This window comes from Streptomyces sp. NPDC059008, from assembly GCF_042749045.1.
Lineage (GTDB): Bacteria > Actinomycetota > Actinomycetes > Streptomycetales > Streptomycetaceae > Streptomyces.
This window is the reverse complement of record NZ_JBHYJC010000018.1, coordinates 140,545-155,018: the sequence shown is the minus strand read 5'-3', so window position 1 is coordinate 155,018 and position 14,474 is coordinate 140,545. Positions and strand designations below refer to the sequence as shown.

The window sequence follows — 14,474 nt, the reverse complement described above, 5'->3', positions numbered from 1 at the left end:
ATCCAAAGGAGCACATGAGGAGCCGAGACGGAGTTCGCGCAGCGAACGCAGTGCACCAGACGCCGCGGCCTTTCCGACCCTGACCCATCGGACAGCCCCTAGGGGGTGTCCGCAAAGTCAGGGCAGCCAGAGTCGTAGGCAGGCGATGGTGACCAGGGCTTGGTAGTGGCGGGCGCGTTTGTCGTAGCGGGTGGCGAGGGCTTTGTTGTGCTTGAGCCGGTTGAAGCAGCGTTCGACGACGTTTCGGCGTCGGTAGGCCGCCCGGTCGAGCCGGCAGCGGCTCTCGCCCCGCCGGATGCGGCCGTTGATCTGGTCGATCCGCTCGGGAATCGCCGCTTTGACACCTCGCCGCCGCAGGTAGCTGCGGATCTTCGTGGACGAGTAGCCCTTGTCCGCGACAACCCGGTCCGGTCGTGTCCTGGGGCGGCCGGGCCCGCACCGCCCGATACGGATGCGGGCCATCACCGTCTCGAACTGGGTGCAGTCGTCGACGTTCCCGGCGGTGAGGGTGAAGGCCAGCGGCCGGCCCTGTCCGTCGCAGGCGAGGTGGATCTTCGTGGTCAGCCCGCCGCGGGACCGGCCGATCGCCTCACCCGGCCAGGACTGCCCCTTTTTCGGGCCCCGGCCGCATGCTGGTGGGCCCGCACGGTAGTCGAGTCGACGCACACGATCGTCCAGTCGACGGCACCGACAGCATCGGAATGCTGCTGGACATGGGCCAGCAGGCGGTCCCAGGTGCCATCGGCGGACCAGCGACGGAAGCGTTCATAGACCGTCTTCCACGGCCCATACCGCTCGGGCAGATCCCGCCAGGCCGCCCCGGTGGACAGCTTCCACAAAATGCCGTTGACCACCTGCCGCCGGTCGCGGACCGGCCGGCCCATCCGCGGCGGAGCCAACAACGGCTCGATCACCGCCCACGACTCATCAGTCAGCTCATGACGACGCACCACGAACAGACCAACGAACCAACCACTTTGCGGACACGCCCTAGCGGGTCACCTCGAAGTGGTCGATGCGCTCGCCGGATTCGGCCAGCGTGGTGACCTTCATCCGCGGGCGGTGGCCCGGGGAGACCTCGACGGCGATGAACGAGTAGCCGGTGTAGCGGACCCGGGACCACTCCACGGTGTCCTTGGTCTTCACCTGGCCCTTGGACCAGTGGAACGTCTCGACGTGGTCGAGGTCCTTGACGTGGCCCTCGTAGCTGTCGGGCACGGGGAAGTCGTACAGGGCCCTGCCCGCGCCGCCGGCGGTGACGTAGACGATGCCCTCGCGTGCGCTGTCGACGCGTTCGCCGATCGGCATCTTCTTGGCGACCCGGCCGCCCCTGAGGGCGTCGGTCCGCTCGTAGACGTGGTTGTGCCCGTTGATGACCAGGTCCACCCGGTGCTTGTCGAACAGCGGCAGCCAGGCGTCGCGCACACCGCCCTCGGAGGCGTGCGCGTTGGTGGTGGAGAAGGCGCAGTGGTGGAAGAAGACCACGATGAAGTCGATGTCCTCGGCGGCGCGCAGCTGTGCCAGGCGGCGGTCGAGCCAACGGGTCTGCTCGCCACCGGTGTAGCCCTGGTTGGCGGGGATCTCGTACGAGACGTCGTTGGCGTCCAGCGCGACGACCGCGACGTTGCCGTAGGTGAAGGAGTACACGCCGGGGGCGCGGTGGGCGTCCGGGCCGTTGCCAGGCAGCGACCAGCGGGCGCTCTGGCCGCCGTAGCCGTTGGGCGAGTACCAGGCCTCCATGTCGTGGTTGCCGGTGGTCACCATCCACGGCACGGACTTGGCCACCGACTCGGTCTGGGCGAGGAACTGGTCCCACACCCGCGCGTCGTAGGCGTCGTGGTCGGAGCCCTGCCCGTCGGTGTCCGCGTAGCAGATGTCGCCCGCGTGCAGGTGGAAGGACGGGTTCTGCCCCAGGATCAGCTGGTCGTTGGCGAGCGCGTGGTAGCTGACGCCCTGGTCGCCGAAGGCGGTGAAGACGAACGTCTCGGCGCGGGCCGGGGCGGTGCGGAAGGTGCCGACCGTGGAGAAGTGGCGGGCGTCGGCCGGGTCGAAGCCGTCGTGCCCGACGCCGTAGTAGTACGTGGTGCCCGGCCGCAGGCCGTCGAGGGCCGCGTGCAGGTAGTACTGCTCGACGGCGGGCAGCTTCGAGGAGAGCGAGGGGGTGTGCAGCGCGCGCACCTCGGCCTCGATCTTGAGTCCGAGGTCCCAGGGCCGCAGGCCCACCCGGATGAACGGCCGCCGGACCGCGAGCGGCACCTGCCAGCTCACCCGCATCTGGCTCCTGGGGTCGGCGCCGAAGGCGAGGTGGCGGCCGAAGGGGGCGACGAGGGACCCGTCGACGGCGACGGTGGCGGGCGAGGCCGACGCGGTGGGGGAGACGGCCGTGGCCGAGCCGGTCAGCAGACCGGATCCCGCGACCACTCCCGCGGTGGCGGCCGAGGTGCGCAGCAGGCCCCGGCGGGTCAGCTTCGTGCGGAGGTATTCATGCTGCTCGGGCATGCTCATCCGGGCCGCGAGCCGCTCCGGTACACCGACGCGCGGGGTGTGCGAGGGCAGGGGAGCGTCCCCCCGGGGATTTCCAGTCATGGCAGCGAATGTCGCAGCATCACCCGACCGTTACGGGGCGTTGCGGTGAACGGAGGTTGGCCGGCTCCCCATGTGTCCGTATGGCGGACGTTACGTGTCAACGAATGGGACGGGGCGTAAGGTCCAAACATGTCTCGCAGCATTCGCCTCGCAGTGATCCCCGGTGACGGTATCGGCCAGGAAGTCGTGGCCCAGGGCCTGAAGGTCCTGACCGCGGTCCTCCCGCAGGACGTCAAGCTGGAAACCAAGGAGTACGACCTTGGTGCCAAGCGATGGCACGCGACCGGCGAGACCCTGCCGGACGCGGAGCTGGAGTCGCTCAAGCAGCACGACGCGATCCTGCTCGGCGCCATCGGGGACCCGTCCGTCCCGTCCGGTGTGCTGGAGCGCGGGCTGCTGCTCAAGCTCCGCTTCGCCTTCGACCACTTCGTCAACCTGCGCCCGTCGAAGCTCTTCCCGAACACGGCCACCCCGCTGGCCGGCCGCCCCGACATCGACTTCGTCGTGGTGCGTGAGGGCACCGAGGGCCCGTACACGGGCAACGGCGGCTCCCTGCGCACCGGCACGCCGGCCGAGGTCGCCACCGAGGTCAGCGTCAACACCGCCTACGGTGTCGAGCGCGTGGTCCGCGACGCCTACGAGCGCGCCGACGCCCGCCCCCGCAAGAAGCTGACGCTGGTGCACAAGAACAACGTCCTGGTCTACGCGGGCCACATGTGGAAGAACATCTTCGACCGGGTCGGCCAGGAGTACCCCGAGGTCACCACCGACTACCTGCACGTCGACGCGGCGACGATCTTCTTCGTCACCCAGCCCGAGCGGTTCGACGTGATCGTCACCGACAACCTCTTCGGCGACATCCTCACCGACCTCGCGGCGGCCGTCACCGGCGGTATCGGCCTGGCCGCCTCCGGGAACATCAACCCGACCGGCCAGTTCCCCTCGATGTTCGAGCCGGTGCACGGCTCCGCACCGGACATCGCGGGCACCGGCAAGGCCGACCCGACGGCGACGATCCTGTCGGTCGCCCTGCTCCTGCGCCACCTCGGCTTCGAGCCGCAGGCCGCCCGCATCGAGGAGGCCGTCGCGGCCGACCTGGAGGCGCGCGACGGCGCGGCCCGCACCACGGACGAGATCGGCGACGCCCTCGCCGCGCGCGTAGCGGGCTGAGGCCCGCAGCGCGACATCGGCACCCACGAACAGCGCCGGGCCGGGACACAGCGTCCAGGCACCGGCGCTGTCCGCGTTGACCCGCTCTGGGCTACCGCCCGGTTGGGTGCGACCATCGGACGCGGACCGCGCACACCGGTTCCGGCGGCGGAGACCCACGAGCGATAATCGGACGTGGTGTCGCCGCCCGCGAGAAACTCGGACGTCCCAGTAACGACCGGTACGTTCAAGATCACGGTGCGCGCGGCCGCCACAAACCGCACCGGTGCCGCATGGTGGGGGCCGACCCCACCCACCCCCGGCCGGAGGGCTGGGCCGGATACCCGCGGTATCGGATCACGCAGTGAAGGACATGCATTCATGACGACGCCCACGATCGAGCTCAAGCCCTCCTCGCACCCGCTGTCCGACGCGGAGCGGGAGCAGATCCTGGCCGCCCCCGGCTTCGGCCGCCACTTCACCGACCACATGGTGACGATCAGGTGGACCGAGGGCCGCGGCTGGCACGACGGGCAGCTCGTGCCGTACGGGCCGCTCTCCCTCGACCCGGCGACCAACGTCCTGCACTACGCGCAGGAGATCTTCGAGGGCCTCAAGGCCTACCGCCAGCCCGACGGCTCCGTCGCCATGTTCCGCCCCGACGCCAACGCCCGGCGCTTCCAGGCCTCGGCGCGCCGTCTGGCCATGCCCGAGCTGCCCGTCGAGACCTTCATCGAGGCCTGTGACCTGCTGGTCCAGCAGGACAAGAAGTGGGTGCCCGCGCACGGCGGCGAGGAGTCGCTCTACCTGCGGCCCTTCATGATCGCCACCGAGGTCGGGCTGGGCGTGAAGCCCGCCAACGAGTACCTCTTCGTCGTGATCGCCTCGCCCGCCGGCGCGTACTTCGCCGGCGGCGTCAAGCCGGTCTCCATCTGGCTGTCCGAGGACCGGGTGCGCGCCGTCCCCGGTGGCATGGGCGACGCCAAGACCGGCGGCAACTACGCCGCATCGCTGCTCGCGCAGGCCGAGGCCGCGGTGCACGGCTGCGACCAGGTCGCCTACCTCGACGCCGTGGAGCACAAGTGGGTCGAGGAGCTCGGCGGCATGAACCTGTACTTCGTGTACGGAGACAAGATCGTCACCCCCACGCTGACCGGCTCCCTGCTGGCCGGTGTCACCCGTGACTCGCTGCTGTCCGTCGCCCGCGACCTGGGCTTCGAGTCCGAGGAGGCCCGGGTCTCCATCGACCAGTGGCGGGCCGACACCGACAACGGCACCCTCACCGAGGTCTTCGCCTGCGGTACCGCCGCCGTGATCACCCCGGTCGGCACGGTCAAGAGCGCGGGCGGCGAGTGGAGCCAGTCCGACGGCGAGCCGGGCAAGGTCACGCTGAAGCTGCGCGAGGCGCTGCTGGACATCCAGCGGGGCGTCGCCGACGACAAGCACGGCTGGATGCACCAGCTGGGCTGACCCACCGCTCCGGGGCGCTTCCCGGACAGGACCGAGGCCGCCACCGACATCGGGTCGGGGGCGGCCTCGGTCATGGTCGCATCGGCTCAGCCGACCTCCGCGGACGCTTCCTTGGGGGCGGTGGGGGAGGTGGGGGGAAGGGTGCGCAGCGCGGGGACCGGGCGCGGATCGCGGGCGGTGAGGGCGAGGTAGACCACACCGGCCACCGCGGCCGCGAGCAGGAAGCTGACGTCGATGCCGCCCGTGTAGGCCAGCAGCGGGCCCTCGTACAGGGGCGTGGCCACCGCCAGCAGGCCGACCACCGAGCCCAGCGCCCAGGCCACGGCCGCCTGGACGCTCCAGCCGCCGGTGAACCAGTACACGCCGCCGCGGGTGCCGCGGTTGTAGACCTGCAGGGACTCCGCGTCGTAGGCCCCGCGGCAGCGGGTGAAGCCGATCACGGTGATCACCGCCCAGGGCGTGCCGACCGCGGTCATCAGCAGGACGAAGGAGGTCATCGCGTCCTGCGCGGCCCACAGGAAGTGGCCGGCGTAGACCAGTGCGGTCGCGAGCGCGGCGACGACGTAGGTGGCCTGGGTGCGGCTCGCGCGCGGCAGGATGGCGTCCAGGTCCAGGCCCATGCTGTAGAGCATCAGCCCGGAGTTGCCGACCGAGCCGGCCGAGGCGTTGAGCAGCAGCAGCGCCAGGTACCAGAACGGGGCGCCGGCCACCAGCGGGCCCGCGTAGTCCTCGCCCGCACCGACCGCGAGGGCGGTGAAGGTGCCGAACAGCTGCGGCACCAGCAGACCGACGACCAGGCCCAGACAGGTGGCGCCGAAGACCTTCTTCGAGCTGTGCCGGCGCGGGGAGATGTAGCGGCTGTAGTCGCCGAGCAGCGTGATGAACGCGATCGGGCCGCTCAGGCCCGCGGAGACGGCGGCCAGCAGCCAGGTCTGCCAGAAGCCGCCCAGCAGATACGAGCTGCCCTGCGGCGCGGCGGTGGTGAAGGTGCCGGCGTACGCCACGATGCCGACCGCCAGCAGCAGGGTCATGCCGACGGCGAGCACCTTGCTCAGCCGCAGCAGCACCCGGTAGCCGTAGACCGCGCCGACGGCGGTGGCGCCGGCGAGCAGGGCGTAGACCAGGGCGTAGGTCGCTCCGCCGGTCGGCAGCCCGGTCAGGCGGTGCAGACAGCCGACGACCGCGTCGCCGCCGACCCACAGGGTCAGCGCGGTGTAGCCGAGCGAGAGCAGCAGCCCGATCACCGAGCCGATGAGCCGGCCGCGTACGCCGAAGTGGGCGCCGCTGCTGGTGGAGAGGTTGGTGGCGCTGCGCAGCGAGACCAGCGCGAGCGGGGCGGTCAGCAGGGTGCCGACGAGCGTGCCCGCCACCAGGGAGGTCACCGAGGGCCAGAAGCCGAGCCCGAAGGAGACCGGTAGCCAACCGAAGATCACCACGCCCAGGGCGAGGTTCGATCCGAGCAGGATCGAGATGAGATCGCGTGGACCGCTGGTGCGCTCCTCGTCCGGGATGGTGTCGACTCCGCGTTGTTCGATCGGCATGAGGGCTCCCCTGAGAGGCCGGACAACAGTGTCTGAGCAGTGCTCTGCGTGCAGTGCTCCGTCATGTGGAAGTGCTCGATATGAGCGGGTCTCGCAGCGCCGGACCAGCGGTACGAGATCATTTAGAGCGGCGTTCTATTCATCGCTCGTTTAGAACAGCGCTCAATGTGACTCATCACCGCTCCGTAGGTCAATGCTTCCGTGTTGACTAGTTTCATGGTTAGAGTGATGCTCTAATCGAGCTGGAGGTGTGACGGGATGCGGCTGACCCCCACGGAACGCGACCGGCTGCTGCTGTTCGGCGCGGCCGAGCTGGCGCGGACGCGCCGGGCCCGCGGACTGAAGCTGAATGTGCCCGAGGCGACCGCGTTGATCGCGGACACAGTCTGCGAGGCGGCGCGGGACGGGCGCCGCCTCGCTCAAGCCATCGAGGCGGCACGCAGCGTGCTCGGTCCGGACGATGTGCTGCCGGGCGTGGCCGACGTGGTCACCGAGGTGCATGTGGAGGCCGTCTTCGACGACGGCTCCCGGCTCGCGGTGGTCAGCGACCCGATCGGCGCCGGCGCGACGGCCGGGGAGAGCGACGCGGCGCCCGCGCCCGGCGCCGTGCTCCCCGGCCCGGCCGATCCGGAGCCCGAGCCCGCGGTGGTGCTCACCGTGCGCAACACCGCGACGGTGCCCATCAGCGTCACCTCGCACTTCCACTTCTTCGAGGCCAACCCCCGGCTGGACTTCGACCGCGGTGCCGCGTACGGCATGCGGCTGTGCGTCCCGGCTGGCTCGTCCGTGCGGTTCGACCCGGGCGGCGCCTCGGAGGTCGGTCTGGTCCCGATCGGCGGGGCCCGGATCGCGATCGGCTTCGCCGGTCTCGTGGACGGCCCGCTGGACGCACCGGGCGCGAAGACGGAAGCGCTGCGGCGGGCCGCCGCCTGCGGCTACCTGGGAGCGGAGGAGCAGGCATGACCATCGACCCCCACGAGTACGCGTCGGTACACGGCCCGCGGGCCGGCGACCGGGTCGTCCTCGGCGACTCGGGCCTGGTCGTCCGGGTGGAGTCCGACGCCCAGAAGCCCGGCGACGAGTTCCTGGCCGGCTTCGGCAAGACCGCCCGCGACGGGCTGCTGCTCAAGGCGGCCGCGGTCCGCGAGACCTGCGACGTCGTGATCAGCAACGTCCTGGTCATCGACGCGGCGTTGGGCATCCGCAAGGTGTCCATCGGCATCCGCCAGGGCCGCATCCACGCCATCGGACGGGCCGGCAACCCCGACACCCTCGACGGTGTCGACGTGGTCGTCGGCACCGGCACCTCGATCGTCTCCGGCGAAGGCATGATCGCCACCGCCGGCGCCGTCGACACCCACGTCCATCTGCTCTCGCCGCGCGTCATGGAGGCCTCGCTGGCCTCCGGCGTGACCACGATCATCGGCCAGGAGTTCGGCCCGGTCTGGGGCGTGGGCGTCAACTCGCCCTGGGCGCTGGGCCACGCCTTCGGCGCCTTCGACGCCTGGCCGGTCAACATCGGCTTCCTCGGCCGCGGCTCCTCCTCGGGCGACGCCCCGCTGGTCGAGGCGCTCGCCGAGGGCGGCGCCTGCGGCTTCAAGGTGCACGAGGACATGGGCGCGCACGCCCGGGCCCTGGACACCGCGCTGCGCGTCGCCGAGGACCACGACGTCCAGGTCGCCCTGCACAGCGACGGCCTCAACGAGTGCCTCACCGTCGAGGACACCCTGCGCGTCCTGGACGGCCGCACCATCCACGCCTTCCACATCGAGGGCTGCGGCGGCGGACACGTCCCCAACGTCCTGAAGATGGCCGGCGTCCCCAACGTCATCGGCTCCTCCACCAACCCCACCCTCCCCTTCGGGCGGGACGCGGTCGCCGAGCACTACGGCATGATCGTCTCGGTCCACGACCTGAAGACCGACCTGCCGGGCGACGCCGCGATGGCCCGCGACCGCATCCGGGCCGGGACGATGGGCGCCGAGGACGTGCTGCACGACCTCGGGGCGATCGGCATCACCTCCTCCGACGCCCAGGGCATGGGCCGGGCCGGCGAGACCGTACGCCGGACCTTCGCGATGGCCGGGAAGATGAAGGCCGAACTCGGCCCCATGGAGGGCGACGGCGCCCACGACGACAACGCCCGCGTGCTGCGCTACATCGCCAAGCTCACCATCAACCCCGCCATCGCCCACGGCCTCTCGCACGAGATCGGGTCGATCGAGGTCGGCAAGATGGCCGACATCGTGCTGTGGAAGCCGCAGTTCTTCGGCGCCAAACCGCAGCTGGTGCTGAAGTCCGGCTTCCCCGCCTACGGCGTCACCGGTGACCCGAACGCGGCCACCGACACCTGCGAACCCCTGGTGCTCGGGCCGCAGTTCGGGGCGCACGGCGCGACCCCCGCCGAGATCTCGGTCGCCTTCGTCGCGGGTGCCGCGGCCGAGCAGGGCGGCGACCACCTGCCCACCCGCCGCCGCCGGGTCGCCGTCCGCGGCACCCGCGGCATCGGCCCCGGCAACCTCGTCCACAACTCCCGGGTCGGACAGGTGCAGGTCGACGGGCGCAGCGGACTGGTCACCCTCGACGGCGACCCGATGCGCTCCGAGCCGGCCGACACCGTCTCGCTGTCCCGGCTCTACTTCCTGTGAACCGCACCGCCGGCGCACCCCACCGCCGGCGGCCAACCACCGGCACCACCGCCACAGACCCTGAGGACCCCCGCATGAGCACCCCTGTCGCCGACGGCTTCCGCATGCCCCCGGAGTGGGCCCGCCACGAGCGCACCTGGATGGCCTGGCCCGGCCCCAACTTCACCTTCGGCGAGGAGGGCGGCGAGGCCCTGGCCGAGGCCCGCCGCGCCTGGGCCGGCGTCGCCCGCGCGGTGCGCCGCTTCGAGCCGGTCACCGTCGTCGCCGGTCCCGGCCAGGCCGAGGGCGCCCGGGCCCTCCTCGGAGCGGACATCGAGATCGTCGAGCGCCCGCTGAACGACGCCTGGATGCGCGACATCGGCCCCACCTTCCTCACCGACGGCAAGGGCTCGCTGGCCGCCACCGACTGGGTGTTCAACGGCTGGGGCGCCCAGGAGTGGGCCCGCTGGGACCTCGACGAGAAGATCGCCGAGCAGGTCTCGTCCCTGGCCGGCGCCCGCCGCTACGCCACCCCCCTGGTCAACGAGGGCGGCGGCATCCACATCGACGGCGAGGGCACCGTCCTGCTGACCGAGACCGTGCAGCTCGACCCGGGCCGCAACCCCGGCCGCACCGCCCAGGAGGTCGAGGCCGAGATCCACGCCCACCTCGGCACCACCAAGGCGATCTGGCTGCCGCGTGGCCTGGCCGCGGACTACGGACAGTTCGGCACCCGCGGCCATGTCGACATCGTCGCCGCCTTCGCCCGCCCCGGCACCGTGCTCGTGCACACCCAGCCCGACCCCGACCACCCCGACCACGCGATCTGCAGCGAGATCGTCAAGCTGCTGGGCTCGGCCACCGACGCCAGGGGCCGGCAGCTGGAGGTCGTCGAGGTGCCCGCGCCGACCGTCATCGAGGAGAACGGCGAGCTGGTCGACTACTCCTACATCAACCACTACCTCTGCAACGATGGTGTGGTGCTGTGCGCCTTCGACGACCCGCGCGACGAGGAGGCGGCCGCCATCTTCCGCCGGCTCTTCCCCGACCGGACGGTGACCCTCGTCGACGCCCGTACGATCTTCGCAGCGGGTGGCGGTATCCACTGCATCACCCAGCAGCAGCCCGAGGCCTGACCCACAGGCCCGTCCAGCCGACCCGGAGGTCCCCGTGCCCGGTCCCGTGCGCCGTCCCCGGCGCCGGCTCAACCAGCCCCGCGAGCAGGTCCTGGCCGCGGCGATGGCCACCATCGCCGCGGAGGGCCTGGACCGGCTGACCATGGCCGGACTGGGCCGCGAGGTCGGCATGAGCAGCGGCCACATCCTCTACTACTTCGGTACGAAGGACGAGCTGCTGCTGCAGACCCTCCAGTGGAGCGAGGAGCAGCTCGGCGCCGAGCGCCGGGCCGCCCTCTCCCGCCGCGTCCCCGCCCGCGAACGCCTGGACGCGCTGATCGACCTCTACCTTCCCGACGGCCACCGCGACCCGCGCTGGACGCTGTGGCTGGAAGTCTGGAACCGCTCCCAGAACGCCGACGACGAGACCCGCGAGCGCCAGCTCGAACTGGAACTCGCCTGGCACCGCGACCTGGTCGCCCTGCTCGTCGAGGGCGCCTCGAAGGGCGAGTTCCGCGCCGTCGACGCCGAACGCCTCGCCACCCGTATCCGCGCCCTCCTCGACGGCTTCGGCACCCACCTGGTCGTCGGCCTCCCCGGCACGGACCGCGCCCAGGTCCGCGCGCACATACACGAGTTCCTGGACGAGTCGCTCACGCCGTGACGGTGGGGCGGGGCAAAGCGCCGGGCCGTGCCGAGACCGGTCCGTCCTCCCGATGGCTGTGACGGTCCGTGCGGAGCGGCCCAATAGCGGCGCCTTTTCCGGTCGTTCCACGTGCGGTCGTCGCGTATGCGGTGAGGAAGTACCCGTGAACACAACGCACTCAAGTACGCGCGATCGTTGCCGCCCCGGCTCTTGCCGACGGACCGCCGGTCCGCGACCGTGATCGGCTATGGGACGAGAGCAATGGAAGAAGATCTGGGTCGGCTCGGCCGGCAACATGGTCGAGTGGTTCGACTGGTTCGTCTACGCCAGTTTCGCGGTCTACTTCGCGGATTCGTTCTTCCCCAAGGGGAATGACACCGCGAACCTCATGAACACCATGGGGATCTTTGCCGTCGGCTTCTTCATGCGGCCGGTGGGCGGCTGGCTGCTCGGCCGGGTCGGCGACCGCAAGGGGCGCAAGGCCGCGCTCACGCTGACCGTCACGCTGATGTCCGCCTCGGCGGTACTGATCGCCATCGCACCGACGTACGCCGTCGCCGGCTACGGCGGAGTGGCCGTACTGCTCATCGCCCGGATGCTGCAGGGGCTCTCGGTCGGCGGGGAGTACGCGGCCAGCGCCACCTATCTCACCGAGGCGTCCGCTCCCGGGCAGCGCGGCTTCGCCTCCAGCTTCCAGTACGTGTCGATGACCGCGGGCCAACTGCTCGGCCTGGGCCTGCAGATCGTGCTGCAGCGCACGATGTCCGAGGAGGCGCTGCACAGCTGGGCCTGGCGGATCCCGTTCATCGTCGGTGCCCTGGGCGCCGGGATCGTCTTCTACCTGCGGCGCAACATGCTGGAGACCGAGGTCTACGCCGCGGACGACAGCGCCAACGCCGACCCCGCGCGCGGCACCATCAAGGCGCTGCTGGCCCACAAGCGGGAGGCGTTCTTGGTCATCGCCCTCACCATGGGCGGCACGGTCGCCTACTACACGTACACGACCTACCTCACCAAGTACCTCTCGGGCAGCGTGGGCCTGGACAAGCCGACCGCCTCGCTGGTCAGCTTCTGCGCGCTGTTCCTGTTCATGTGCCTGCAGCCGCTGGCGGGCAGGCTCTCCGACCGGATCGGGCGGCGCCCGCTGCTGATCACCTTCGCGGTCGGCTCGACGTTCCTGACCGTGCCGATCATGACGCTGCTCAAGCACGCCGGCAGCTTCTGGCCGGCCCTCGGCCTCTCGCTGCTGGCGCTGGTCGTGGTCACCGGTTACACCTCGATCAACGCCTGTGTGAAGGCCGAGCTGTTCCCGACCGGTGTGCGGGCGCTGGGCGTGGCGCTGCCGTACGCCATCGCCAACGCGCTGTTCGGCGGCACCGCGGAGTACGTCGCCCTGTGGTTCAAGAACGGCGGCATCGAGTCCGGCTACTACTGGTACGTCGCCGGCTGCGCCGCCGTCTCGCTGATCGTCTACATCACGATGCGCGAGACCCGCACCATCGATCTGCACCGGGTCGGCAAGCCGGCCGCGGGCGCCGACCGCTCGCCGGTGGGGGCGCCCGCCGCCGACTGAGGCGGCCGCCCGGCCGAAATCGGCCTCCCCTGCCCGGGGGAGGCCGTTCCCGTTCCGGGGGGATCCGCGCCCCGGCCCCGGGCGGCTTGGCTGGGTGGCATGAAGACCCTCAGGCACTCATTCATGCCGCTGCTGCTGACGGGGCTGCTGGCATCGGCCGTCGCGGCCCCGTCCGCGGCGACGGCACGGCCCGCCGAGGCCCGCCCGGCCGCGGCCCCGGCGGCTGCCACCCGCCCGGCCGCCGGCGACCTCTCCACCCGCCTCGCGGCGATCCCCGGCATGCGGGTGGTCAAGGAGAACCCCGCCCCGGCCGGCTACCGCTCGATCGAGCTGCGCTACCGCCAGCCGGTCGACCACCGGCACCCCGACCGGGGCGCCTTCGAGCAGCGGCTGTTCCTGCTGCACCGCGCCACCGACCGGCCGATGGTGCTCCACACCAACGGCTACGACCTCGACTACCAGGACCCCGCCCTGCGCGCCGAGCCGACCGAGGTTCTGAAGAGCAATCAGATCAGCGTCGAGCAGCGGTACTTCGGCACCTCCACGCCCCATCCCACCGACTGGACCAAGCTCGACATCTGGCAGGCGGCCACCGACCACCACCGGATCGTGCGGGCGCTGCGGACGCTCTACCGCGCCCCCTGGATCTCCACCGGCGGCAGCAAGGGCGGGATGGCGACGGTCTACCACCGGCGCTTCTACCCGCACGATGTGGCCGGCTCCGTGGCGTACTCGGCGCCCGACAACACCGGCAACCGGGACGGCACCGCCGAGGACCGCTTCCTGGAGCGGGTCGGCAGCCCCGCCTGCCGCGATGCGCTCACCGCGGTCCAGCGCGAGCTGCTGGGAGCCCGCAGGACGCAGACGGCGGGCCGTATCGCGCGCTCCGCCGCCGCCCACGGCGACACCCTGCACATCGTCGGCGGCGCCGACCGGCTGCTGGAATTCACCACGCTGATGCTGCCGGAGCGCTTCTGGATGGCGCAGGGAGAGGAAGGCTGCGGCCGTATCCCCGGGCGCGGGGCGACCGGTGCGGCGCTCTACGCCTGGTTCGACGGGGTGATGGGCCTGCAGGGCTACACCGACCTCTCCGTCTCCCTGGTCACCGCGTCCTTCTACCAGCTGGGCACCCAGCTCGGCATGAGCGAGCGGGCCGCCCCGCAGCTGGCCGGATTGCTGCGCCACCCCGGAATCCAGCGGATCCGCACCCTCGTGCCGCGGAACATCGCGATGCGCTTCCAGCCGGCGGCCATGCCCGACATCGACCGCTGGGTGCGCCGCCACGGCAGTGAGCTGATGTTCGTCTACGGCGGGAACGACCCCGTCCGGGCCCATCCGTTCCGTACCGGCCCCGGCAGCCGTGACACCCACGTCTACGTGGGCCCGCACGCGGGCCACCACATGAGCCTCGACAAGCTGACGCCGGGGGACCGGGAGCGGGCCACCGCCACGCTCCGCCGCTGGGCCGGCGTGGACGGACCGACCGCATAGTGAGACCGCGCGGTGCACCGTGCGTCCGATATGGCACACTGCGGACCGTGCTCTCGTTCGCCATGATTATTGGCAGCAGGCGCGCCGGTCCGCAGTGACCGCCCCGTACGACCCGAGTACGGCGCGGCCACCGTCGTCCCAGACCCGCGCGCAGACCTCTCGCACCCGCGAGGGGTTTTTTCGTTTCCGGCCCACCACTCACCGGAGGCGGAGCGCGAGGGAGCATGGAGGGACGGTGGAACCGGTCATTCCGGTAGACCGAGACCCCGACAGGAG

Annotated in this window: 11 protein-coding genes; 8 read left to right on the top strand and 3 right to left on the bottom strand. The window is 71.3% G+C overall.

What is annotated here, in order from left to right:
• Nucleotides 1–117 precede the first annotated feature (117 nt).
• Together ACFWZH_RS22375 and ACFWZH_RS22370 are read right to left on the bottom strand one after the other, a co-directional pair.
• Nucleotides 118–950 (bottom strand): IS5 family transposase gene (locus ACFWZH_RS22375; RefSeq protein ID WP_384433852.1). Its coding sequence is split into 2 segments (ribosomal slippage): nucleotides 118–617 and nucleotides 617–950, totalling 834 coding nucleotides; the frame shifts between segments, so codons are not numbered across the junction.
• A 40-nt stretch (nucleotides 951–990) separates the two neighbouring features.
• Nucleotides 991–2,586: a fibronectin type III domain-containing protein gene (locus tag ACFWZH_RS22370; RefSeq protein ID WP_384433831.1), complete on the bottom strand. Its 1,596-nt coding sequence runs from the start codon at nucleotides 2,584–2,586 to the stop codon at nucleotides 991–993.
• Nucleotides 2,587–2,715: 129 nt separating this feature from the next.
• On the opposite strand from ACFWZH_RS22370, the gene ACFWZH_RS22365 reads away from it, so the two are divergent.
• Complete coding sequence (locus ACFWZH_RS22365; protein ID WP_384433827.1) at nucleotides 2,716–3,756, top strand: 3-isopropylmalate dehydrogenase; 1,041 nt, start codon at nucleotides 2,716–2,718, stop codon at nucleotides 3,754–3,756.
• A gap of 360 nt (nucleotides 3,757–4,116) precedes the next feature.
• Nucleotides 4,117–5,205 carry a branched-chain amino acid aminotransferase gene (locus tag ACFWZH_RS22360; protein WP_384433824.1) on the top strand — a complete coding sequence of 363 codons (1,089 nt, stop codon included), beginning with the start codon at nucleotides 4,117–4,119 and terminating at the stop codon, nucleotides 5,203–5,205.
• 86 nt (nucleotides 5,206–5,291) lie between these two features.
• On the opposite strand, the gene ACFWZH_RS22355 is transcribed toward ACFWZH_RS22360, so the two are convergent.
• On the bottom strand, nucleotides 5,292–6,746 hold the full coding sequence (locus ACFWZH_RS22355) for a purine-cytosine permease family protein (RefSeq protein WP_384433821.1): 1,455 nt from the start codon (nucleotides 6,744–6,746) through the stop codon (nucleotides 5,292–5,294).
• Between the two features lie 258 nt (nucleotides 6,747–7,004).
• On the opposite strand from ACFWZH_RS22355, the gene ureA reads away from it, so the two are divergent.
• The 6 genes from ureA to ACFWZH_RS22325 all read left to right on the top strand — a co-directional run bounded on the left by ureA (nucleotide 7,005) and on the right by ACFWZH_RS22325 (nucleotide 14,198).
• Nucleotides 7,005–7,709: an urease subunit gamma gene (gene ureA / locus ACFWZH_RS22350; protein WP_384433818.1), complete on the top strand. Its 705-nt coding sequence runs from the start codon at nucleotides 7,005–7,007 to the stop codon at nucleotides 7,707–7,709.
• Nucleotides 7,706–9,394 carry an urease subunit alpha gene (locus ACFWZH_RS22345; RefSeq protein WP_384433815.1) on the top strand — a complete coding sequence of 563 codons (1,689 nt, stop codon included), beginning with the start codon at nucleotides 7,706–7,708 and terminating at the stop codon, nucleotides 9,392–9,394. Before ureA ends, ACFWZH_RS22345 begins: the two co-directional genes overlap by 4 nt.
• Before the next feature lie 74 nt (nucleotides 9,395–9,468).
• Nucleotides 9,469–10,509: an agmatine/peptidylarginine deiminase gene (locus tag ACFWZH_RS22340; protein ID WP_384433812.1), complete on the top strand. Its 1,041-nt coding sequence runs from the start codon at nucleotides 9,469–9,471 to the stop codon at nucleotides 10,507–10,509.
• A gap of 34 nt (nucleotides 10,510–10,543) precedes the next feature.
• Entirely contained in the window at nucleotides 10,544–11,152 is a 609-nt protein-coding gene (locus ACFWZH_RS22335; protein WP_384433809.1) for a TetR/AcrR family transcriptional regulator, read from the top strand.
• 229 nt (nucleotides 11,153–11,381) lie between these two features.
• Nucleotides 11,382–12,707 (top strand): MFS transporter, encoded by a 1,326-nt coding sequence (locus ACFWZH_RS22330; RefSeq protein ID WP_384433806.1) that lies wholly within the window; start codon nucleotides 11,382–11,384, stop codon nucleotides 12,705–12,707.
• Between the two features lie 99 nt (nucleotides 12,708–12,806).
• The gene (locus ACFWZH_RS22325) at nucleotides 12,807–14,198 is read left to right on the top strand and encodes a S28 family serine protease (RefSeq protein ID WP_384433803.1); all 1,392 of its coding nucleotides are present in this window, start codon (nucleotides 12,807–12,809) and stop codon (nucleotides 14,196–14,198) included.
• Nucleotides 14,199–14,474: the final 276 nt, after the last annotated feature.

Bases quoted from the DNA above. Each gene is read 5' to 3' on its own strand.
- ACFWZH_RS22370 (WP_384433831.1), bottom strand. From the start codon at position 2,586: ATGACTGGAAATCCCCGGGGGGACGCTCCCCTGCCCTCGCACACCCCG.
- ACFWZH_RS22365 (WP_384433827.1), top strand. From the start codon at position 2,716: ATGTCTCGCAGCATTCGCCTCGCAGTGATCCCCGGTGACGGTATCGGC.
- ACFWZH_RS22360 (WP_384433824.1), top strand. From the start codon at position 4,117: ATGACGACGCCCACGATCGAGCTCAAGCCCTCCTCGCACCCGCTGTCC.
- ACFWZH_RS22355 (WP_384433821.1), bottom strand. From the start codon at position 6,746: ATGCCGATCGAACAACGCGGAGTCGACACCATCCCGGACGAGGAGCGC.
- ureA (WP_384433818.1), top strand. From the start codon at position 7,005: ATGCGGCTGACCCCCACGGAACGCGACCGGCTGCTGCTGTTCGGCGCG.
- ACFWZH_RS22345 (WP_384433815.1), top strand. From the start codon at position 7,706: ATGACCATCGACCCCCACGAGTACGCGTCGGTACACGGCCCGCGGGCC.
- ACFWZH_RS22340 (WP_384433812.1), top strand. From the start codon at position 9,469: ATGAGCACCCCTGTCGCCGACGGCTTCCGCATGCCCCCGGAGTGGGCC.
- ACFWZH_RS22330 (WP_384433806.1), top strand. From the start codon at position 11,382: ATGGGACGAGAGCAATGGAAGAAGATCTGGGTCGGCTCGGCCGGCAAC.
- ACFWZH_RS22325 (WP_384433803.1), top strand. From the start codon at position 12,807: ATGAAGACCCTCAGGCACTCATTCATGCCGCTGCTGCTGACGGGGCTG.